The sequence below is a fragment of the Palleronia sp. THAF1 genome, from assembly GCF_009363795.1.
GTDB lineage: Bacteria > Pseudomonadota > Alphaproteobacteria > Rhodobacterales > Rhodobacteraceae > Palleronia.
The window spans coordinates 3,090,445-3,110,392 of record NZ_CP045420.1 but is presented as its reverse complement, the minus strand read 5'-3'; the positions used below and the strand labels follow the sequence as shown (position 1 = coordinate 3,110,392).

Genomic DNA, 19,948 nt, shown 5'->3' with positions numbered 1-19,948 from the left:
TTCAGCTGCGGCCAGACAGCAGGCGTCCCACCAGCTGGGCCGTGTAATCCACGATCGGCACGATGCGTCCGTAATTCAGGCGGGTGGGTCCGATCACGCCCACCGCCCCAATGATCTTACGGTCAGCGTTCATATAAGGAGAGACGACCAGAGAGGAACCCGAAAGTGAGAAAAGCTTGTTCTCCGAGCCGATGAAAATACGCACCCCCTGCCCGTCTTCGGCCAATTCCAAAAACTCTGCGATATCGCGCTTGCGCTCCAGATCATCGAAGAGCGTACGGATGCGTTCCAGATCGGCCTCGTCCGCGCCCAGAAGGTTGGCGCGGCCCCGGACGATGAGACGCTCATAGGGCTCGCCCTCGTGCTCCCACTGGGCAAGCCCTGCGTCGATCATCACCTGCGCCAAGGTGTCGAGATCCCGGCGATGGGACGCGATTTCGTGGCCGATACGGGCGCGCAGCTCGGACAGCGTTTTCCCCTCGGCCATTGCGTTCAGGAAGTTCGCGGCCTCGCGCATGGACGATGGCGTCTGCCCGGGGGGTGGCGCGAAGACGCGGTTTTCAACGTGGCCATCGGCGAAGACGAGGACGACAAGGGCGCGGTCGGGCGCGAGACTGACGAAATCGATGTGACGAATGGGCGCTTCGTGTTTGGGAGCCAGGACGAGGCTGGCGCCCGATGTGACGCCGGACAGTGCCGAGCCGACACGATCGAGCAAAGTGCCAACGTCACGCTCGTTCGAGCCCAGTGTCTCGTCGATCTTCGCACGATCATCCTCACCCAAATCGCCGACTTCGAGGAGGCCATCCACGAACATACGCAGGCCCATCTGGGTTGGCACCCGCCCGGCGCTGATATGGGGCGATCCCAGTAGACCCATCAGTTCGAGATCCGACATCACGTTGCGGATCGTGGCGGCAGAAACCTTTTCCGACATCTCACGCGTGAGGGTGCGGCTGCCCATGGGCTCGCCCGATTGAAGATAGCCTTCGACGACGCGGCGAAACACCTCTTTGGTGCGGTCGTTCATCTCTGCCATCAGGGTCTGGCGGTCTGGCGTGTCTGGCATAGGGTCCCGGGGTTGCGCCGCGCTTCTTGGGGGGCATATCAGGGCGAGGAAACACAGGAGAATACTCATGCGTCCCTCTGGCAGACAATTAAGCGAACTGCGTCCGGTTTCAATCGAAACGAACGTCACGCGCCATGCCGAAGGGTCGTGCCTGATCCGTTGCGGCGACACTCATGTGCTGTGCACCGCGTCGCTGGAAGAGCGCGTGCCGGGCTGGATGAAGGGGTCTGGCAAGGGCTGGGTAACGGCGGAATACGGGATGTTGCCCCGCGCGACGCACACGCGGATGCGGCGCGAGGCGAAGAATGGACAATCGGGGCGGACGCAGGAAATCCAGCGTCTGATCGGGCGCTCGTTGCGCGCCGGGGTGGATATGCAGGCGCTGGGCGAGCGGCAAATCACTATCGACTGCGATGTCATTCAAGCCGACGGCGGGACGCGCTGTGCGTCTATTACCGGCGGTTGGGTGGCGCTGAAGCTGGCGGTGGCCAAGCTGATGAAGGCGGGCGATGTGCGCAGTGATCCGATTCTGGATCACGTCGCCGCAGTGTCTTGCGGGTTGTATGCCGGGCAGATGGTGCTTGACCTCGACTATCCGGAAGACAGCGAAGCCGGGGTAGACGGCAACTTCGTGATGATGGGCAGCAAACAGCTGATCGAGGTTCAGATGTCCGGCGAAAGCGCGACGTTCTCTCGGACGCAGATGGACGGGCTGTTGGACTTGGCCGAAGCTGGCGTCGACACGCTGGTTGCGGCTCAGGCGGCGGCGGTCGCATGACACGGCGCTTCACCGGCGATCGGCTTATCGTGGCGACGCACAATCGCGGCAAGCTGGAAGAGATTGCGGATCTGCTGTCGCCCTACGGTTTGTCGCTGTCGTCCAACGCCGACCACGGCCTGCCAGAGCCGGTGGAGGATGGCGTGAAGTTCGTTGAGAACGCGCGGATCAAGGCGCGAGCGGCTGTTGCGGCGACCGGATTGCCTGCATTGGCGGATGACTCCGGGATCGAGATCGACGCTTTGGGTAATCGTCCCGGCGTCTGGACTGCCGATTGGGCGGAAACGCCGAAGGGACGGGACTTCGGGCTGGCGATGACGCGCGCGCATGATGAGCTGGTCGCGGCAGGGGCCGCGCAGCCGTGGCGCGCGCGGTTCTGCTGCACCTTGGTCCTGGCATGGCCGGATGGGCATGACGAGGTTTATCCGGGCACCATGGAAGGCCAGATCGTCTGGCCCATGCGCGGCGCGCAAGGCCACGGGTATGACCCGATCTTTCAACCGGATGGGTATACAGTGACCTTCGGTGAGATGGACCGCTGGGAAAAGAACCGCATCTCTCATCGTGCGGACGCCTTTGCGAAGATGATTGCGGGCAGTTTTGCATAAGGTCGGACTGTATATTCATTGGCCCTTCTGTCAGGCCAAGTGCCCCTACTGCGACTTCAACAGCCATGTGGTTGCCAAGGTGGATCAGGCCGCTTGGCGGTCCGCCTACTCTGCCGAGATCGCGCGTTATCGCGCAGAGATGCCGGACGTCGTCGTGCAGTCGGTGTTCTTCGGCGGCGGAACCCCGAGCTTGATGGAGGCAGAAACCGTCACCTCTGTCTTGAACGACGTGCAGCGCGCGTGGCGGACGACCAACGATGTGGAAATCACGCTGGAAGCAAATCCGACCTCTGTGGAGGCGGATCGCTTTGCCGGTTATCGCGCTGCCGGAGTGAATCGGGTGTCGCTGGGTGTCCAGGCTTTGAACGATGCAGATTTGAGGCGGTTGGGTCGCTTGCATTCGGTAGCCGAGGCGCGAGCGGCGGTCGATCTGGCTCGGTCAACCTTCGACCGCCTGTCCTTCGATCTGATCTATGCGCGGCAGGATCAATCCTTGAGCGATTGGGAAACCGAGCTGGATGCAGCTCTGGCTTTGGCCGCGGATCATCTGTCGCTGTATCAGCTGACAATTGAGGATGGGACGGCTTTCGGCGCCCGCTTTGCTGCGGGCGGATTGAGGGGGTTACCGGAGGAAGACCTGGCCGCAGACATGTTTGCTTTGACGCAAGAGATGACCCTTGCAGCAGGGCTCCCAGCCTATGAGATTTCGAACCACGCGCGTCCGGGCGCGGAATCGCGCCATAATATGATTTATTGGTCAGGACAGGACTACATCGGCTTCGGTCCCGGAGCGCATGGTCGCGTGACCATTGATGGCAAGCGGTGGGCAACCGAAGCGGTGTCGGCTCCTATGAAGTGGCTGGCCGGGGTGCGCTCCGGGACCCAGGTCGAGGAACGCAGCGCGTTGACGGCGGATGATCAGATTGCAGAACGCCTGATGATGGGTTTGCGTGTTCTCGACGGGGTGCCATTGTCGGAAATCGACGTTTCTTCGAGTAAAATCAGTAGCTTGGAAGAAATTGGCGTCGTCAAGCAGACGTCTGAGCGCTTGCGCCTTACAGCTGCTGGACGACCATTGCTGAACGCTATCCTGCGGGAGCTATTAGCTTAGGCCCAGCCCTCGCGACAGAAGCTGGCAGATATCATCCAGCTTTTCCAAAGAGTTATAGTGAATCGAAAGTTTTCCACGCTCGCTTCCGTCCGTATGGTCAATCGTGACCTTGACCCCCATCGCAGCGGTCAGATCCTGTTCCAGCGCTTTCGTGTCGGCGTCTTTGTCGTCTTTCCGCTGTTTGTCTACACGCTCCTTGCCCGTGGTCGCAGGCTTTCGAAGCAGCGCCTCGGTTTGGCGGACGGACAGGTTCTTGGCGATAACTTGGCGCGCGAGATCGGTGGCATTTTCAGCCGGGATCAAAGCGCGGGCGTGGCCCGCTGTTAGTTTCCCTTGGGCCAGCCATTCCTGGACCGTGTCTGGGAGGGATAGAAGACGAAGGGTATTGGCGATGTGGGGGCGACTCTTTCCTAAAGCTTCGGCCATCTGTTCTTGGGTGTGACCGAAGCGATCCATCAGTTGGCGATAGCCCGCAGCTTCATCCACCGGATTTAGGTCGGCGCGCTGGATATTTTCGATGATTGCGACTTCCAGCATCTCGGTGTCATCGAACTGGCGGATGACGACGGGCACATCGTGCAACTTGGCCATCTGTGCGGCCCGCCAGCGACGTTCCCCGGCAACGATCTGATAAGCACCCGGGCGCTTGGGGTGAGGACGTACGATCAAAGGCTGGATGATGCCGCGTGCGGCGATAGACGCCGCGAGTTCTTCGAGGTTCTCACCATCGAAGAGGCGGCGGGGCTGGTCCGGATTGGGCTCAATCCTTTCGATGGGGACAGTCGTGTCGGGCTGACGCGGCGATGATGTGCCGGTCGATGCGGATGCGTCTGCCGTCACGGGATTGGACGCCTGCCCAGAATCCATGTCCGCCATAAGGGCGGAAAGGCCCCGACCCAAACCGCCTTTTCGATCTTTTTTCTCGGCCATGACGGCTCCTTCTACATACGGTCTCGCGCAACAAATTCCTGCGCTAGCGCGCGGTACGCCAAGCTCCCCTTCGATGCCGGATCATAGTCCAGAACCGATTGCGCATAAGACGGTGCTTCACTGACCCGCACATTCCGGGGAATGATCGTGTCAAACACCAGATCACCTAGAGTCTCGCGTGCATCGGCCAACACTCCTTGTGCAAGCCGATTGCGCCCGTCGAACATGGTAAGAACGACGCCTTCGATCCCCAGATTCGGGTTGGCACTTTGACGAACCTCTTTGATCGTCAGCATAAGCTGCGAAAGGCCTTCCAGAGCGAAAAACTCGGACTGCAGGGGAACCAACACCGAGTGCGCCGATACCATGGCGTTGATCGTCAGCAACGAAAGAGAGGGCGGGCAGTCGATCAGAATATAGTCCAGACCGAGGCTACCGATGCGGTTCGGCTGGAGCACATCTTTCAGAAGCGTTGCGCGGTGGCCCATTGCGACCATTTCGACATCTGCCGAACTTAGATCAGATGTGGCCGGCACGATGGCGAGACCCTCTATCTCTGAGCTCTGGAGGCAATCCGCCAAATCGGTCTGCTCGATTAGTAAATCGTAGCTGTTCATTTCCCTGCGGGCAACTTCGATTCCTAATCCTGTGGACGCGTTTCCCTGTGGATCCAGATCGATCAATGCGACGTTGTGGCCCTCACGCGCCAAGCCTGCGCCCAAGTTGATTGCTGTCGTCGTTTTGCCCACACCACCCTTTTGATTGACGATGGCGACGATTTTTGGGGTGTTCAGCATCCGATCAGGCACGTTCAAAATTCTCCAAGACCAAGACGACTGCGTGTTTGTCGGTAATGCTGGGCTGGGCGTCAACGTCGAAGCGATATACTTTTTTCGCCTCATTGATTTCTTCGCGCCACCGCAGTCCCTTTGGAAAAATATATCGAGTTCCGGAGTGACCGTGCCGTAGAGCGAGAGGGATCAGACGTGGTAACGGTGCAAGTGCTCGTGCGGAAACGACATCTGCTCTCTGCGGGTCTATCGTTTCGATTCTACCATCAAATACCGTGGCATTCAGATCAAGCTTCGTGACCACGTGTGTCAGGAAGACCGCTTTTCGCTTATCCGATTCGATCAAAGAGACGTGACACTCAGGACTAAGGATTGAGATTACGATGCCAGGAAGGCCGCCGCCACTGCCCAGATCGCACCATTTGTTCCAGTGCGCGGCGTGCGTTCTGAGTTGGGCGCTATCGGCAAGGTGTCGTTCTTTCAGATCATCTAAGGTTGATGGCGCGACAAGGTTTATCTTCACAGACCACTGTCGAAGGAGCTTAGCGTACTCGTTCAAACGGCCTTCTGTTTCACGTGAAACGTCCATCATGCACTTCGAGAGCGCGTGGTTTCCCGCTGACGCAAAGCAAAGATCACTGCGTTCAAAGCCGCTGGTGTCATTCCTTCGATTTTCTGCGCCGCAGCCAAGGTCGACGGGCGGGAACGGGAGAGTTTATCTTTCAATTCGTTGGACAAGCTGGCCACATCTTCGAACCGAAAATCGTTCGGAATCGGCGTCGTCTCAGCTTTTCGAAGACGGGCAACATCAAGGGTCTGGCGATCCATATAGTTGATATAGATTGCTTCTTTCTCGATCTGCATCCAGGTTTCTGCGTCTATCGAGTCCAATTTCGGATCAAGCTTGGCAATCTTGGATGCATCAACGCCCGGGATACTCAGATAGTCCAAAGCGGTCCGGCTTGGTCCATCGGCAGCGACACCGATTCCCACTGCTATGGCTGCCTTTGGTTTGGCGGTCACACCACGCAACGTGCAGTAACCCTCTTCCAGGGCTTCCAGCTTTCGCTCGAACTTCTCTACTCGCGGTGAATGAACCAAACCGAGAGCCATGCCAATCGGCGTCAGCCGCTGATCGGCATTATCTGCCCGTAATGAAAGACGGAACTCTGCCCTCGATGTGAACATGCGATAGGGCTCGGTCACACCACGACACACAAGATCATCAATCATCACGCCGATATATGACGAAGTACGCGAGGGTATGAACGGCTCATTGCCGCGCGACCTGCAGACAGCGTTAACGCCCGCCACGAGACCTTGGGCGGCTGCCTCCTCATATCCAGTCGTCCCGTTGATTTGACCCGCCAAGAACAGACCCGGCATGGATTTCACCGCAAGAGACCCATCCAAGGCGCGCGGGTCAACGTAGTCGTATTCAATCGCATACCCTGGTTGTAGAATAAGAGCGTGTTCCAAGCCCTTGATAGAACGCACATACTGTTCTTGAACATCAACTGGTAATGACGTGGAAATCCCATTTGGATAGACGGCGCGCGATTTCAGGCCCTCGGGCTCTAGAAACACCTGATGGGATGTCTTATCGGCGAACCGACCAATTTTATCCTCAATTGACGGACAGTATCTTGGGCCTGTTCCTGCGATATTGCCTGAATACATCGCGGACCGATGAAGATTCTGAGCAATGATATCATGCGTCTCCGGGTTGGTGTGCGTAATATGGCAAGGCACCTGCCGGGCATTTGGAGCAGCGGACAAAAACGAGAGCATCTCCGGCGCGGTGTCTCCGGGCTGTCGTTCGAGGACATCGAAGTTGATTGAAGCCGAATCCAATCGCGGCGGCGTTCCTGTCTTCAGACGACCCATCGGAAGATCAGCACCGTAAAGGCGCTCAGACAAGGCGATCGACGCTTCCTCGCCTACACGACCACCAGCGCGCGTCTGATCGCCGATGTGGATGACTCCGTTCAGAAAGGTCCCGGTCGTCAGGACTACAGCGTCAGACGACAGAGCCTGATTGTCTGACAGCCTAACCCCCACAATGACACCGCATTGTTCTACAAGATCGGCCACCTGCCCTTCGACAATATCGATGTCGGTTGCGCTTAACCCCTCCTGAACTGCAGCGCGATAGAGTTCGCGGTCCATTTGGGCGCGAGGTCCTTGGACAGCCGGTCCCTTTGAGCGGTTTAGCAGGCGATACTGAATACCAGCACGATCACCTGCACGCGCCATAAGGCCATCCAAGGCGTCAACCTCGCGGACAAGATGACCTTTCCCCAAACCACCGATTGCAGGATTGCAGGACATGGCGCCGATGGCTTCGCGCTTCATTGTTACGAGTGCCACAGTTGCGCCCATACGGGTAGCGGCAGCAGCAGCTTCTACCCCAGCATGCCCACCGCCCACGACAATCACATCATAATGTTTCACGTGAAACACCTACTTTCCAATACAAAAGCTTGAGAAGATATGGTCCAGCAAATCTTCGACGTCCACCGCGCCGATGAGTTCTCCCAGCAACTGCGCGGACAATCGCAAATTTTCGGCGGTGAGCTCATCAAGTAACCCAGCCTCTATCTTGGCGCTCGCCACATCCATATAGCCAACTGCACGCTGCATACTATAAAAATGCCGGTCACGGGTTGCCATCTGGTTAGATGGAACTGCTTCGCGAAGACGCTCCGTAATCGCAGACAACATTTCGGATACACCGGACCCGGTCAAACCGGAAACGCCACCGAAGTCGCCATCATCATCCTTCGCCCGATACACTAAATCAACAGCCACCGGCGGCTGAACCTCATCTGTAGCCAACCAAATTCGCAAATCTGCGGCAGCCGCACGCTGTTTCGCCAGAGAAATTCCGGCTGCTTCCAGCGGATCGTCTGTGTCACGCAGACCAGCCGTATCGAGCAACGTGACTGGAAGCCCGTACAGATCCAGCCGCACCTCGATCACGTCCCGTGTCGTCCCGGCTATCTCCGATGTCAAAGCTGCAGGCCGCTGCGCAATCGCGTTCAGCAGAGTGGACTTCCCCGCATTGGGTGCCCCCAAAATAGCGACTTCAAAGCCGTTCCGCACCCGCTCGGCCTTTGAGTAACCGTCCATCTGCGCGCGAAGAGCACTACGAACACGTTCAAGCCGCTGAAGGACATCAGGCGCCACATCGACTGGCAGATCTTCGTCCGAAAAATCCAAGGCTGCTTCCAGGAGGGCGCTCGCTTCGACAAGATCGCTACGCCACTCTTGAACCGCATCTGTCAGAGCGCCGCCCAAGTTTGTCTGCGCCTGCGTTCTCTGAAATTCGGTCTCGGCGTCAATAAGATCGGCAAGACCTTCTACCTGTGAGAGATCGAGATTTTCATTCTCCAGCGCCCTACGCGTAAACTCACCAGGCTCAGCCGGGCGAAAACCGTCCAGAGTCCCCAAGCTTCGCAACACAGCCGCCATAACGGCAATCGAGCCGTGAAGCTGCAACTCGACAACCGGCTCGCCGGTAAAGCTGGCATCTGCTTCGAACACAATGACCAGCCCGGTATCCAGGATCCCACCATCAAGATCTCGTATCCGCCGCAATCCCGCTTTTCGTGTCTGTGGAAGCGCGCACAACTTTGACACGCCGGAAAAGGCGTCCGGGCCGGATATACGGACCACGGCCACACCCGCTTTGCCGGGCGCCGTGGCCTGGGCAAAGATCGTGTCCATGGCCGTATTTGATCCTTAGGTGTTCATCGAATCGAAGAACTCGGAGTTGGTCTTGGTCTGTTTCAGCTTACCAAGCAAGAACTCCACAGCATCCGTCGTCCCCATCGGGTTCAGAATACGACGCAGGACATAGGTCTTCTGCAGGTCCATTTTATCAACCAACAGCTCTTCCTTACGCGTACCAGATTTCAGAATATCCATCGCCGGGTACACACGCTTGTCGGCGACCTTACGATCCAGAACGATCTCAGAGTTACCGGTACCTTTGAACTCTTCGAAGATCACCTCGTCCATCCGGCTGCCGGTGTCGATCAGCGCCGTCGCGATGATGGTCAGCGATCCACCCTCTTCGATATTCCGCGCTGCACCGAAGAACCGCTTGGGACGTTGAAGCGCATTCGCATCCACACCACCCGTCAGAACCTTGCCCGAGGACGGAACCGTCGTGTTGAACGCCCTACCAAGTCTGGTAATCGAGTCGAGCAAGATTACTACATCTCGCTTATGCTCAACCAGTCGCTTCGCTTTCTCGATCACCATATCGCTGACGGCCACGTGGCGCGACGGCGGCTCGTCAAAAGTCGAGGATACAACTTCGCCCTTAACCGACCTCTGCATGTCCGTGACCTCTTCGGGCCGCTCGTCGATGAGCAGAACGATCAGGTAGCATTCTGGGTGGTTGGTTGCGATCGAATGGGCGATATTCTGCAGCAGAACCGTCTTACCCGTTCGGGGTGGTGCCACGATCAAGGACCGCTGACCCTTTCCAATCGGCGCCACCAGATCGATCACACGCGCCGACCGATCCTTTGCGGTCGGATCATCCGTTTCCATGTTCAGACGCTCATCGGGGTACAGCGGCGTCAGGTTGTCGAACGCCACCTTGTGCCGCGCCTTCGCGGGATCTTCGTAATTGATGCTCTCCACGTCCATCAGCGCGAAGTAACGTTCGTTCTCATCCGGCCCTCGGATCACACCCGACACCGTGTCGCCCGTGCGCAGTGCAAAACGGCGGATCATTTCGGGGCTGACGTAGATATCATCGGGGCCGGGCAAGTAGTTGGCCTCGGTCGAGCGAAGGAACCCGAAGCCGTCCTGCAGAACCTCCAGCACGCCATCGCCGCCAATCGTCCAATCCTCGTCCGCGCGCTCCTTCAGGATCGAGAACATCATCTCGCCCTTACGCATGGTCGAGGCGTTCTCGATCTCCAGCTCTTCCGCCAAAGACAGAAGATCCTTGGGGCTTTGCGCCTTCAGATCGGCAAGGTTCACACGGTCGCTCATCACATATCCCTCGTCCCGACACGGGGCCGGAAGCATCATCGCAGTCATCGAATGAAATCACACCACCGGACGGCGGGTTGTGGGCAGCTAAGCGGCGCTGTCGGATTTGTCAATCAGAACGGACGGACGATCACGGATATGACGATGACGATCAGAAGCAGCGTCGGCACCTCGTTCATCATTCGATAGTGACGCCCACTCCGCTCAAACTGCCCCGCCGCAAGCGCCTTACGCGTCTTCGCGCACCATCCATGAAACCCGGCCATCGCCAGAACCGCCGCCGCCTTCGTCCAGGGCCACACACTGGACCAGTCGACCACACCCGTACCGATCAACAGCAGACCGAACACGAATGTCGCGATCATCGCAGGCGTCATGATCGCCTTCAGCAGCCTGCGTTCCATGACTTGGAACAGCGCTTCCTTCCCGGCATCTCCGCGTCCTTTCTCGACATGGTAGACGAACAGGCGCGGCAGATAGAACAGCGCCGCCATCCAAGCGACGAAAGACAGGATGTGTCCAGTCAGAAGCCAAGGATAGAGGGTCATCAGAAAATCCGTCATGCGCCTCTCTTATCTTAATTAATATTTAGGAAAAGGATGATGGTTGTAAGTAGAGGTCATGGATAACGGGACGACTCTGCTCTCTCGTCGACTTCTCCGCATACCGAGACTTGTGAGTGGAAGGAAAGGAAAGACATATCAAGAACATCTGATTATGGTATATATTACAGTATCTTAGTTTCTGTAATACACCCTGGATTCACTGTGGATATCCGTGAGGACAAGTTTGTCTTGACGGCCATCTGTCCAGAGGCCCCAGATAGCGCTGCGACGGACTGGACAAATCGTCCCGTCGAAGGGCATGGACGGGCAGTTGTTCCGCCTGACGTTTCGGTCCGCCATATCAGGCACATGCCCTCCCTGTCCTATCCACAGGTTTATCATGGCCCTTATCCTCGCCTCTGCATCCTTGATCCGTCAGCATCTTCTTACCGCCGCCCTCGTTCCCTTCGAAGCGCTTCCCGCTCGTATCGACGAAGCAAGCCTGCGCGACGCGCTTTTCGATGACGGCGCAACTCCGCATGATATTGCCGATGCTCTGGCAGAGGCCAAGGCGCGCAAGGTCTCCGGTCGCAATCCGGGGCGGCTCGTCTTGGGATGCGATCAGGTATTGGACCACGACGGTAAGATCCTCTCTAAGCCTGAAACGCCGGAAGAGGCACTCGATCACCTGCACCGTCTGTCCGGGTCAAAGCATCGGCTGCACTCAGCCATTGTCGCCTACGAGGATGCAGCCCCCATCTGGCGGCATGTCGCGACCGTCTGGCTGACGATGCGCACTCTCACAGACGACTACATCAATGCCTACGTCGAACGGAACTGGGACAGCATTCGTCACAGTGTCGGTGGCTATAAGATCGAAGAAGAAGGCATTCGTCTCTTCGACAGTATCGAAGGTGATCACTACGCGATCCTTGGCCTGCCGATGCTGCCGCTCTTGTCGTGGCTGACGGTCAGGGGCACTCTGCCCGCATGACAGACACCATCCCAGTCGCCGCCGTTCTTGGCCATCCCATCGCCCACAGCCGTTCACCTCGGGTGCACGGCCACTGGTTGGCACGTTACGGTATTGCCGGGCATTACGTCCCGCTCGATGTTGCACCGGACAACCTTGGGGCCGTCCTCGCGCAGATGCCGAGCATGGGGTTCGTCGGCTGCAACGTCACCCTCCCCCACAAAGAAGCCGCTCTGCAGATTGCGCACCACGTCACGGATCGCGCTGCCTTGATCGGTGCGGCGAACACCGTGACGTTCCGTGCCGATGGGACCATTCATGCCGATAACACCGATGGCGTCGGTTTCATCGAAAACCTGCGCCAGAACGCCCCGGATTGGCGGCCACGCAGCGGCCCCGCCGCGGTCTACGGGGCCGGCGGTGCAGCACGTGCCGTGGTCGTTGCATTGCTCGACGCCGGCGTGCCGCAGATCCGTATCGCCAATCGCTCCCGTGGCCGTGCGGAAGGGTTGCGGCAAGAATTCGGTAGCCGGTTGGAAGTTGTGGACTGGTCGCAGGCCGGTAACATCCTTGACGATGCAGAGACTGTCGTGAACACCACGTCGTTGGGAATGCAGGGGAAACCGGCGTTTCGCGTCCCCCTCGATGGTCTACGACGGGGCGCGACCGTCACCGATATCGTCTACACACCGTTGGAGACGCCTTTCCTCGCCACCGCGCGCGAAGCGGGCTGCACCTGTGTGGATGGGTTGGGAATGCTGCTACACCAAGCTGTTCCGGGGTTCGAACGCTGGTTCGGTCAGCGCCCCGAAGTGGACGACGAACTGCGTGCGGTCGTTCTGGCGTGATCCGTCCCAAGCGCATCGGTTTGACCGGCTCCATCGGCATGGGCAAAAGCACCGCCGCCGATCTGTTCCGCCAGCGCGGTGTGCCTGTCTGGGACGCCGACGCCGCCGTTCATCGACTTTATTCGATCGGAGGCGCTGCGGTAGAGCCGATCGGCGCTATCCATCCGCAAGCCGTCGGACCCGATGGTGTCGATCGTTCTGTCCTGTCCGACTGGATCGCGCAGGACGATACTGCGCTGAAGAAAATCGAACGGATCGTGCACCCGCTGGTGGCCCAAGATCGTGCACAATTCTATGAAAACGCGGACTCTGACATGGTCGTTTTCGACATCCCGCTGCTGTTCGAAACCGGCGGCGACGCCGACATGGACCTGACGGTCGTTGTTTCTGCCCCCGCCGATATCCAACGCGACCGCGTTCTGGCCCGTTCCGGCATGACCGAAGCGAAGTTCGCGCATATCCTGTCGAAACAGATGCCAGATGCCGACAAGCGGGCGCGTGCCGACGTCGTTGTGCCCAGCACGTCGATCAGCGAAACTGCGGACCATATAGACAGGATAATCGAACGGATGCGCCATGCGTGAAATCGTGCTGGATACCGAAACGACGGGCTTCGAGCCTGAGCAAGGCGACCGCATCGTCGAAATCGGTGCGGTCGAGCTTATGGGTCATGTGCCTACCGGCAAGACTTTCCACGTCTATATCAACCCCGAACGGTCGATGCCCGATGAAGCGTTCCAGGTGCACGGCTTGGGTGACGACTTCCTGCGCGACAAACCGAAGTTTGCCGCTGTCGGACAGGACTTTCTGGATTTCGTCGGCGACGCGAAAATGATCATTCACAACGCCGCCTTCGACATGAAATTCCTGAATGCAGAGCTGAAGTGGCTGGGACTGCGGCAGCTACCTTGGGATCAGGCCATCGACACGCTGGCCATCGCACGCCAGCGTTTCCCCGGCTCACCCGCATCACTGGATGCACTCTGCCGTCGTTTCGGGATCGACAACTCCAACCGCACGCTGCACGGCGCGCTGCTGGACTCCGAGATTCTTGCGGAAGTGTATCTGGAACTGATCGGTGGTCGGCAGCCGGACTTCGGTTTGTCTTCGCAATCGGGCGGCAAGAACGTGGATCAAAACTCGAACTGGCGGCCGCAGCCGCGCCCGGTCGCCCTGCCCTCGCGTGTTACCGATGAGGAGGCCGCCGCCCATGCCGCTTTCGTGGAAAAGCTGGGCGACGGCGCTGTCTGGAAAGCCTAGCGTCTAGGCAGTGCCCTGCGCCTCTCGCGCCGCTTTCTGCTGCGCCAGACCCTGACGGTAGAGCTGCACGAAATCGATCGGCTCCAGGTTCAGGGGCGGGAAGCCACCGTCGTGGGTCACATCGGCGACGATGCGGCGGATGTAAGGGAACATCAGGCGCGGCGCTTCGATCAGTAGGAACGGGTGCAATTGGTCGTCCTTCACGTTCGTCACGTGAAACACACCGCCATACTCCAGCTCCAGCAGGAACAGCGCAGCGTCGGTCTCCTTGTTCTGCGAGCGGATCGTGAACTTTCCGACGACCTCGTACTGGTCCTCTTGCCCTTCGCGCTTCTTGGCGTCCAGGCTGACCTGCACCTTCACATCGGGTTGCACCTTTTCACCCAGGCCACGCTGGGCCAGCGCGTTTTCGAAAGACATGTCGCGGATATACTGCGCCATAGGGCGGATCTGTGGCATGGTGGGCTGTTGCGCACCGTTTGGGGTGGCTGCGGGGGTCTCTTCGGCCATCGGGGCTCTCCTGAAATTCAGTCGGTCTTGGGCCTATCACCGCCCCCATCGCGGGTCCAGCCAGACGCGGGCTGATTGGGATCACGTGGCTTGATTTCGACTTCCTGTGCCTCTCCGTCGATCACATCGCCACGCCCCTGCGGTCGGCGCTGTGGCTGAGCGTCGCCATAAGCTATCGTCTGTACCTTCACCCGAGACTTCAGTTCGGTGAACAGCCGTTTGCGAACGCCCGGCACCAGCAGGGCGAACCCGCAGGCATCGGTGAAAAACCCCGGCGTCAGCAGAAGCGCGCCCGCGAACAGGATCATCGCTCCGTTTGCCAGTGGCTCGGCCGGATCGCGCAATTCGTTGAAGCTGGATCGCAGCTGACCCAAGGCCTGCGCGCCCTGGCTGCGCACCAGCGTCGTGCCCAGGATCGCGGTAACGATCACGATCAAAAGGGTCGGCCACAAGCCGATGGCTCCCCCCACCTGGATGAACAGGGCGATCTCTATCAGGGGTACGGCGATGAAGGCGGCAAGCAGCCACATGGGGCGGGTCCTTTTTTGTCACGGGTCGAGCGGTGGACTTGCACCCACCCGGTCCCTAGATAGGAACGAACGTCCTTCTTGCCATCCCATCCACCAGAGAGCCCATGAGTTCCTCATTGATACAGCTTCTTGTCCTCGCCGGGATCGCCGTCTTCCTGATCCTGCGTCTGAAGAACGTGCTGGGCACGCGCGACGGTTTCGAAAAACCGCCCGTCACCTCGCAGCCCGATGCGCCCGCGCGCAAACGGCCTGAGTTCGAAGTGATCGAAGGTGGCCCGGATCGGGACATCACCGATCATGTCGAAGACGGGTCCGATAGTGCCAAGGCCCTGGCCGCCATGAAGATGGCAGAGCCGGGCTTTGATGTCGGTGAATTCCTGTCGGGCGCACGCCAGGCCTACGAAATGATCTTTCTAGCGTTCGAGCGCGGCGACATCTCGGACGTCCGTGGCTTTCTTGACCCCGATGTGGCCGACGCTTTCGATCAGGTCATCGCGGAGCGCAAGGCCCAAGGCCTGTCGATCCAAAGCGAGATCGTCGGCGTACGCGACGTAGAGCTGTATCGTGCCACCTTCGACCGCGACAGCAAGTACGGCGAAGTGACCGTGCGTTTCCTGGCCGAGATGACGACGGTCGTGACCAACGCCGACGGCGAGATCGTCGAAGGCGACGTAAACGAGATCAAGCGCCAGCGCGACACCTGGACCTTCGGACGGACAATGGGTGCGGACGATCCCAACTGGCTGCTGATCGCCACGGGCGAGTAATGCGTGCCGGTCTGGCTTCGGTGTTCCTTGCGATCGCGTCGATGACCGGCGCGGAGGCAAGCGTGACCAAGCAGACCGTTCTGGAATTTTCTGACCTGCAGGGATGGGATACAGACGATCACGGGGCCGCCCTGTCTGTCTTCCGTGAAACATGCGGTGATCTGCCAGAGCCAGACTGGCGCACGCTGTGCCTGACAGCCGCCGACTGGACTGACAGCCCCCGCCGTTTTTTCGAACTGCACTTCGCCCCGGTTCTGATCGAAGACGGCCAGCCAATGCTGTTCACCGGCTATTATGAGCCGGAACTGAAAGGCTCTCGCTATCGCGGCGGCGCGTATCAGCACCCACTTTACGCCCTTCCGGACGATGCGCCCGATGGCAGCCCCTTCCTGACCCGTGCCGAGATCGACGAGACCGACGCCCTGCGCGGCAGGGGCCTGGAAATCGCTTACATTGACGATCCGGTCGACGCCTATTTCCTGCAGGTGCAGGGGTCTGGCCGGGTCGCTCTGGACGATGGCACCGCGATCCGTGTTGGCTATGCCGGCAAGAACGGCCACCCCTATCGTTCGGTCGGTCAGGAGTTGATCGCACGTGGCGAGATGGACGCGCACGAAGCCAGCGCAGATCGCATCAAGGATTGGGTCCGCTCCAATGGGGAAGAGGGGCGCAAGCTGCTGCACCACAACCCATCGTTCGTGTTCTTCAGAGAGGTCAGCCACGTCCCGGCCGAGCATGGTCCGCTGGGCGCGATGAATCGCTCGATCACCGCAATGCGCTCTATCGCCGTCGATCCATCGATTACCAAACTGGGTGCGCCTGTGTGGATAGAGACAGATGGTGCGCAGGATCTACGTCGTCTGATGATTGCACAAGACACTGGCTCCGCGATCAAGGGGGCGCAACGGGCGGATATCTTCTTCGGAACAGGCGCTGCAGCGGGCAAGCGCGCGGGTACGGTGAAAGAGGGCGGGCGCATGGTCGTCCTGCTGCCGATCCAGCGGGCTTACGCGCAAGCCGAACCCCTGTAATGGCCCGCCGCCGTGATCTTCGACCGGACGAGCGTGAGCTGTGGGACCGGGTAGAGCGCAGTGCCAAGCCCCTGCATCCCCCGCGTCGCGTGGAAATGCCGAAAGCACCTGCGCCCCGCGTTCATGTTCATCCGGAGCAGCCAAAAGCGGATCTGTCTCGGCTGACGATGGGCGCGCGGTCCGCACCGGGGAACGACATCCAGCCGTCCCTGTCGCACTCTTTGGCTCACCAGCCGTTGACAATGGACGCTAAGGCGCACAAGCGGCTGAAGCAGGGGAAGATCGTTCCCGAAGGCCGTATCGACCTGCACGGTCTGACGCTGGCCGAAGCGCATCCGCGGCTGATGTCCTTCGTGTTTTCTTCCCATGCGGCGGGCAAGCGGCTGGTGCTGGTGATCACCGGCAAGGGACGCGACCGCGACGATGGCGGGCCGATCCCGGAGCGGCGTGGCGTTCTGCGTCATCAGGTGCCTGCGTGGCTGACGGGCGGCCCCCTGCGGCCCATCGTACTTCAGATCACCGAAGCACACCGCCGCCACGGCGGGTCAGGCGCGTTCTACGTCTACCTGCGCCGGAAGTGAGCCGCGCGCGCCCTTGATCCCGATCCAGACCAGACCGGCCGCGACGAAGAAATAGACCCCGATCCCCCACATCTGCTGCGGAAACGCGATGCCGGCGTCGATCAAGATGCCGGTGAGTGCCGGACCGATTGCCGTCCCGAACACCATTACAGCCGCCGCCAACGCCTTGATCCCGCCAAGGTAGCGCGTGCCGTAAAACTCGGCCCAGAACGCCGCCGGGACGGTGCTGTTCAAACCCTGCGATAGCCCCATGAGGCCGGTGAAGATCGTTGCCGTCGCAAGGCTTGGCGCGAAGGCGAAGCCTGCGAACCCGACGCCCATCGGCAGCAAGACAATCGGCATCAACCGCGCGGTGCCGACCCGGTCGATGATTGGCCCCGATGTGAACATCGACACGGCGGCTGCGGCTGTGAAGACGGGGAATGTGGCAACAAGGCCAAGGTGGCTCCACCCTTTCGCTTCGGCCAGATGCACTTGGTGAAAGAAGAATGCCGTCGAAAAGGCGGCTGGCGCGATCAGCATCGGCACAATCAGCCAATACAGCGGGTGGGACAGCATCATCTTGCGTGTCCACTGCAGACCCCGCATTCCGACTGCCTGACTGTCGCTGGCGATGGATTTCGGCGTCCGCTCCAGCCGCAGTAACGGCCACAGAAGGGGGATCAGCGCGACGATGATCCCGCCAGAGATCAGCCACAGCGTGCGCCAGTCGATCTCCGCCATCAGGGCAACGAAGATCAACGGCAGGAACGCCTCGCCCAGTGATACACCGATCTTGCTGACGGACAGCGCCTTTCCCCGAGAGGCGACGAACCAACGGGCCATCGCGACCGTCGCGACCAATGTCGCCATCCCCTGTCCGGCAAAGCGCAGCGCGAAGATGGTGAACGCCAGCGACCACCAACCCGACGCCGCCCACATGGACAGACACGCCAGCGCCAGCATCGCCAGAACCACGGGCCCCAGAATGCGCACGCGGAACGTGTCGGTCAGGATCCCCGTCCATATCATCACGGCGGCAGAGGCCGTGGTTCCGATGGAATAAAGCAGCCCCCAGTCCCCATTCGTCAGAGCGAACTCGCCCCGGATATTTCCGGCGAAGACAGAGATGAAGAAGGTCTGCCCGAAGGACGAGCAGAAGGTCAGCAGAACGCCGACGGCAAGGAAAGGGGCGTTCGCGCGCAGGAAGGTCAGGAAAGACATGCGCGATAGGTGACGTGCCCGACGGGAAAGGGAAGAGCGAATTTTCCCTAGATCCGACAGAGAGCCAGCCGGTTACAGAACGTACCGGCTCATATCCACCGACCGCGACAGCTCTCCCAGATGGGTTTCGACGAAGTCTCCATCGACGGTGATCGTTTCCCCACCCTTGTCGGGCGCGTCGAAAGACAGCTCTTCGAAGACACGTTCCATGACGGTGTACAGCCGACGCGCGCCGATGTTTTCGACCGATGTGTTCACTTCGGCAGCGATCCGCGCGAGGGCCGCGATACCTTCGTCGGTGAAGTCCACGGTTACCTTCTCTGTCCCAAGAAGCGCCGTGTACTGCCGCGTCAGGGCATTGTCGGTTTCGGTCAGAATACGCACGAAATCGGCTTCGGTCAGGGCGCGCAGCTCGACCCGAATCGGAAGACGACCCTGCAGTTCGGGCAGCAGGTCCGACGGTTTGGCGACGTGGAACGCACCAGAGGCGATGAACAGGATGTGGTCCGTGCGCACCGAGCCATGCTTGGTTGCGACTACGGTGCCTTCGATCAGGGGCAACAGATCACGCTGCACGCCCTCGCGGCTGACTTCGCCGCCACGGGCGTCCTGCCGGGCGCAGACCTTGTCGATCTCGTCCAGGAATACGATGCCGTTCTGCTCGACCGCTTCGATCGCGGCTTTCGTCACGCTCTCGTCGTCGAGCAGCTTGTCTGCTTCCTCGGCCAACAACACTTCGTAGCTTTCCGCGACCGTCAGTGTCTTGCGCTCTGTCCGACCCTTGAAGGCCTTTCCGAAAAGATCACCAAGGTTCGGCATGTTCGCTCCGGGCTGCATTCCCGGCATCTCCATCCCACCAAGAGGATTCGACGTGTCGGCGACCTCCAGCGTGATTTCGGTCCCGTCCAATTCGCCCGAGCGCAGCTTCTTGCGGAACATCTCGCGCGTGCCCTCGCGTGCGTTCTCTCCGGCGATGGCGTCCAAGACTCGGTTTTCGGCGTTGGCTTCGGCCCGGGTCTTCACGTCGTCGCGCATGTGATCACGAGTCATGGTGATTGCCTGCTCGACCAGATCGCGAATAATCTGCTCGACGTCGCGGCCCACGTAGCCGACCTCGGTGAACTTGGTGGCCTCCACCTTCAGGAACGGCGCGCGCGCAAGCTTGGCCAAGCGTCGCGATATCTCTGTCTTGCCGACTCCCGTGGGCCCGATCATCAGGATGTTCTTGGGATACACCTCGTCCTGCATCGCCTGCGGCAGTTGCTTGCGGCGCCAGCGATTGCGCAGCGCGACAGATACGGCGCGCTTGGCGTCGGCTTGGCCGATGATGAAACGGTCAAGCTCGGAAACGATTTCGCGGGGGGTCAGGTCGGTCATGGATCAGTCCTTCGCGGTCGGCG

Annotated in this window: 22 protein-coding genes; 10 read left to right on the top strand and 12 right to left on the bottom strand. The window is 59.8% G+C overall.

Features of this window, described 5'->3' with window-relative positions:
* Nucleotide 1: 1 nt before the first annotated feature.
* Nucleotides 2–1,069, bottom strand: a complete 1,068-nt coding sequence (gene hrcA, locus FIU81_RS15550) for a heat-inducible transcriptional repressor HrcA (RefSeq protein ID WP_124110178.1) — start codon at nucleotides 1,067–1,069, stop codon at nucleotides 2–4.
* 67 nt (nucleotides 1,070–1,136) lie between these two features.
* Here hrcA and rph point away from each other — a divergent pair, with 67 nt between their 5' ends.
* The 3 genes from rph to hemW are packed head-to-tail and all read left to right on the top strand — an operon-like array spanning nucleotide 1,137 to nucleotide 3,566.
* Nucleotides 1,137–1,847 carry a ribonuclease PH gene (rph, locus tag FIU81_RS15545; RefSeq protein WP_124110179.1) on the top strand — a complete coding sequence of 237 codons (711 nt, stop codon included), beginning with the start codon at nucleotides 1,137–1,139 and terminating at the stop codon, nucleotides 1,845–1,847.
* Nucleotides 1,844–2,455, top strand: coding sequence for a non-canonical purine NTP pyrophosphatase (locus FIU81_RS15540; RefSeq protein ID WP_124110180.1), 612 nt, complete (start codon nucleotides 1,844–1,846; stop codon nucleotides 2,453–2,455). Before rph ends, FIU81_RS15540 begins: the two co-directional genes overlap by 4 nt.
* Nucleotides 2,436–3,566: a radical SAM family heme chaperone HemW gene (gene hemW, locus FIU81_RS15535; RefSeq protein WP_413816213.1), complete on the top strand. Its 1,131-nt coding sequence runs from the start codon at nucleotides 2,436–2,438 to the stop codon at nucleotides 3,564–3,566. The genes FIU81_RS15540 and hemW overlap by 20 nt, the downstream gene beginning before the upstream one ends.
* Here the strand turns inward: hemW and FIU81_RS15530 are convergent.
* The 7 genes from FIU81_RS15530 to hemJ form a co-directional block, all read right to left on the bottom strand.
* Nucleotides 3,558–4,496 carry a ParB/RepB/Spo0J family partition protein gene (locus FIU81_RS15530; RefSeq protein WP_124110181.1) on the bottom strand — a complete coding sequence of 313 codons (939 nt, stop codon included), beginning with the start codon at nucleotides 4,494–4,496 and terminating at the stop codon, nucleotides 3,558–3,560. The genes hemW and FIU81_RS15530 overlap by 9 nt on opposite strands.
* An 11-nt stretch (nucleotides 4,497–4,507) precedes the next feature.
* On the bottom strand, nucleotides 4,508–5,293 hold the full coding sequence (locus FIU81_RS15525; RefSeq protein ID WP_124110182.1) for a ParA family protein: 786 nt from the start codon (nucleotides 5,291–5,293) through the stop codon (nucleotides 4,508–4,510).
* Between the two features lie 4 nt (nucleotides 5,294–5,297).
* Complete coding sequence (rsmG, locus tag FIU81_RS15520; protein ID WP_216644260.1) at nucleotides 5,298–5,810, bottom strand: 16S rRNA (guanine(527)-N(7))-methyltransferase RsmG; 513 nt, start codon at nucleotides 5,808–5,810, stop codon at nucleotides 5,298–5,300.
* Nucleotides 5,811–5,875: 65 nt separating this feature from the next.
* Nucleotides 5,876–7,750, bottom strand: a complete 1,875-nt coding sequence (gene mnmG / locus FIU81_RS15515; protein WP_124110184.1) for a tRNA uridine-5-carboxymethylaminomethyl(34) synthesis enzyme MnmG — start codon at nucleotides 7,748–7,750, stop codon at nucleotides 5,876–5,878.
* Nucleotides 7,751–9,016: a tRNA uridine-5-carboxymethylaminomethyl(34) synthesis GTPase MnmE gene (gene mnmE, locus FIU81_RS15510; protein ID WP_124110185.1), complete on the bottom strand. Its 1,266-nt coding sequence runs from the start codon at nucleotides 9,014–9,016 to the stop codon at nucleotides 7,751–7,753.
* A gap of 15 nt (nucleotides 9,017–9,031) precedes the next feature.
* Nucleotides 9,032–10,303 carry a transcription termination factor Rho gene (gene rho / locus FIU81_RS15505; RefSeq protein ID WP_124110758.1) on the bottom strand — a complete coding sequence of 424 codons (1,272 nt, stop codon included), beginning with the start codon at nucleotides 10,301–10,303 and terminating at the stop codon, nucleotides 9,032–9,034.
* A 110-nt stretch (nucleotides 10,304–10,413) separates the two neighbouring features.
* Complete coding sequence (hemJ, locus tag FIU81_RS15500; RefSeq protein ID WP_124110186.1) at nucleotides 10,414–10,863, bottom strand: protoporphyrinogen oxidase HemJ; 450 nt, start codon at nucleotides 10,861–10,863, stop codon at nucleotides 10,414–10,416.
* Between the two features lie 382 nt (nucleotides 10,864–11,245).
* On the opposite strand from hemJ, the gene FIU81_RS15495 reads away from it, so the two are divergent.
* From FIU81_RS15495 to dnaQ, 4 genes are read left to right on the top strand one after another with little or no spacing between them, the layout of a single operon-like run.
* Nucleotides 11,246–11,839: a Maf family protein gene (locus FIU81_RS15495; protein ID WP_124110187.1), complete on the top strand. Its 594-nt coding sequence runs from the start codon at nucleotides 11,246–11,248 to the stop codon at nucleotides 11,837–11,839.
* Nucleotides 11,836–12,666 (top strand): shikimate dehydrogenase, encoded by an 831-nt coding sequence (locus FIU81_RS15490; RefSeq protein WP_124110188.1) that lies wholly within the window; start codon nucleotides 11,836–11,838, stop codon nucleotides 12,664–12,666. The genes FIU81_RS15495 and FIU81_RS15490 overlap by 4 nt, the downstream gene beginning before the upstream one ends.
* Complete coding sequence (gene coaE, locus FIU81_RS15485; protein ID WP_254696066.1) at nucleotides 12,666–13,250, top strand: dephospho-CoA kinase; 585 nt, start codon at nucleotides 12,666–12,668, stop codon at nucleotides 13,248–13,250. The genes FIU81_RS15490 and coaE overlap by 1 nt, the downstream gene beginning before the upstream one ends.
* Nucleotides 13,243–13,926, top strand: a complete 684-nt coding sequence (gene dnaQ, locus FIU81_RS15480; protein ID WP_124110190.1) for a DNA polymerase III subunit epsilon — start codon at nucleotides 13,243–13,245, stop codon at nucleotides 13,924–13,926. Before coaE ends, dnaQ begins: the two co-directional genes overlap by 8 nt.
* 3 nt (nucleotides 13,927–13,929) lie before the next feature.
* Here the strand turns inward: dnaQ and secB are convergent, their stop codons facing one another.
* Nucleotides 13,930–14,436, bottom strand: a complete 507-nt coding sequence (gene secB / locus FIU81_RS15475) for a protein-export chaperone SecB (RefSeq protein WP_124110191.1) — start codon at nucleotides 14,434–14,436, stop codon at nucleotides 13,930–13,932.
* Between the two features lie 17 nt (nucleotides 14,437–14,453).
* The gene (locus tag FIU81_RS15470) at nucleotides 14,454–14,966 is read right to left on the bottom strand and encodes an FxsA family protein (RefSeq protein ID WP_124110192.1); all 513 of its coding nucleotides are present in this window, start codon (nucleotides 14,964–14,966) and stop codon (nucleotides 14,454–14,456) included.
* A gap of 104 nt (nucleotides 14,967–15,070) precedes the next feature.
* Here FIU81_RS15470 and FIU81_RS15465 point away from each other — a divergent pair, with 104 nt between their 5' ends.
* Genes FIU81_RS15465 through FIU81_RS15455 form a run of 3 tightly spaced genes read left to right on the top strand, consistent with a single transcriptional unit; the run spans nucleotide 15,071 to nucleotide 17,345 of the window.
* A complete protein-coding gene (locus tag FIU81_RS15465; protein WP_124110193.1) occupies nucleotides 15,071–15,733 on the top strand; it encodes a Tim44/TimA family putative adaptor protein in 663 nt (220 codons plus the stop codon).
* The gene (locus FIU81_RS15460) at nucleotides 15,733–16,764 is read left to right on the top strand and encodes a murein transglycosylase A (RefSeq protein ID WP_124110194.1); all 1,032 of its coding nucleotides are present in this window, start codon (nucleotides 15,733–15,735) and stop codon (nucleotides 16,762–16,764) included. Before FIU81_RS15465 ends, FIU81_RS15460 begins: the two co-directional genes overlap by 1 nt.
* Nucleotides 16,764–17,345 carry a Smr/MutS family protein gene (locus tag FIU81_RS15455; RefSeq protein ID WP_124110195.1) on the top strand — a complete coding sequence of 194 codons (582 nt, stop codon included), beginning with the start codon at nucleotides 16,764–16,766 and terminating at the stop codon, nucleotides 17,343–17,345. Before FIU81_RS15460 ends, FIU81_RS15455 begins: the two co-directional genes overlap by 1 nt.
* Here FIU81_RS15455 and FIU81_RS15450 read toward each other — a convergent pair.
* Both FIU81_RS15450 and hslU read right to left on the bottom strand, forming a co-directional pair.
* Nucleotides 17,310–18,548 carry an MFS transporter gene (locus FIU81_RS15450; protein ID WP_124110196.1) on the bottom strand — a complete coding sequence of 413 codons (1,239 nt, stop codon included), beginning with the start codon at nucleotides 18,546–18,548 and terminating at the stop codon, nucleotides 17,310–17,312. The genes FIU81_RS15455 and FIU81_RS15450 overlap by 36 nt on opposite strands.
* Before the next feature lie 72 nt (nucleotides 18,549–18,620).
* Nucleotides 18,621–19,925, bottom strand: coding sequence for an ATP-dependent protease ATPase subunit HslU (hslU, locus tag FIU81_RS15445; RefSeq protein WP_124110197.1), 1,305 nt, complete (start codon nucleotides 19,923–19,925; stop codon nucleotides 18,621–18,623).
* Nucleotides 19,926–19,948 lie beyond the last annotated feature (23 nt).

Bases quoted from the DNA above. Each gene is read 5' to 3' on its own strand.
- hrcA (WP_124110178.1), bottom strand. From the start codon at position 1,069: ATGCCAGACACGCCAGACCGCCAGACCCTGATGGCAGAGATGAACGAC.
- rph (WP_124110179.1), top strand. From the start codon at position 1,137: ATGCGTCCCTCTGGCAGACAATTAAGCGAACTGCGTCCGGTTTCAATC.
- FIU81_RS15540 (WP_124110180.1), top strand. From the start codon at position 1,844: ATGACACGGCGCTTCACCGGCGATCGGCTTATCGTGGCGACGCACAAT.
- FIU81_RS15530 (WP_124110181.1), bottom strand. From the start codon at position 4,496: ATGGCCGAGAAAAAAGATCGAAAAGGCGGTTTGGGTCGGGGCCTTTCC.
- FIU81_RS15525 (WP_124110182.1), bottom strand. From the start codon at position 5,293: ATGCTGAACACCCCAAAAATCGTCGCCATCGTCAATCAAAAGGGTGGT.
- mnmE (WP_124110185.1), bottom strand. From the start codon at position 9,016: ATGGACACGATCTTTGCCCAGGCCACGGCGCCCGGCAAAGCGGGTGTG.
- hemJ (WP_124110186.1), bottom strand. From the start codon at position 10,863: ATGACGGATTTTCTGATGACCCTCTATCCTTGGCTTCTGACTGGACAC.
- FIU81_RS15495 (WP_124110187.1), top strand. From the start codon at position 11,246: ATGGCCCTTATCCTCGCCTCTGCATCCTTGATCCGTCAGCATCTTCTT.
- FIU81_RS15490 (WP_124110188.1), top strand. From the start codon at position 11,836: ATGACAGACACCATCCCAGTCGCCGCCGTTCTTGGCCATCCCATCGCC.
- dnaQ (WP_124110190.1), top strand. From the start codon at position 13,243: ATGCGTGAAATCGTGCTGGATACCGAAACGACGGGCTTCGAGCCTGAG.
- secB (WP_124110191.1), bottom strand. From the start codon at position 14,436: ATGGCCGAAGAGACCCCCGCAGCCACCCCAAACGGTGCGCAACAGCCC.
- FIU81_RS15470 (WP_124110192.1), bottom strand. From the start codon at position 14,966: ATGTGGCTGCTTGCCGCCTTCATCGCCGTACCCCTGATAGAGATCGCC.
- FIU81_RS15465 (WP_124110193.1), top strand. From the start codon at position 15,071: ATGAGTTCCTCATTGATACAGCTTCTTGTCCTCGCCGGGATCGCCGTC.
- FIU81_RS15460 (WP_124110194.1), top strand. From the start codon at position 15,733: ATGCGTGCCGGTCTGGCTTCGGTGTTCCTTGCGATCGCGTCGATGACC.
- FIU81_RS15455 (WP_124110195.1), top strand. From the start codon at position 16,764: ATGGCCCGCCGCCGTGATCTTCGACCGGACGAGCGTGAGCTGTGGGAC.
- FIU81_RS15450 (WP_124110196.1), bottom strand. From the start codon at position 18,548: ATGTCTTTCCTGACCTTCCTGCGCGCGAACGCCCCTTTCCTTGCCGTC.
- hslU (WP_124110197.1), bottom strand. From the start codon at position 19,925: ATGACCGACCTGACCCCCCGCGAAATCGTTTCCGAGCTTGACCGTTTC.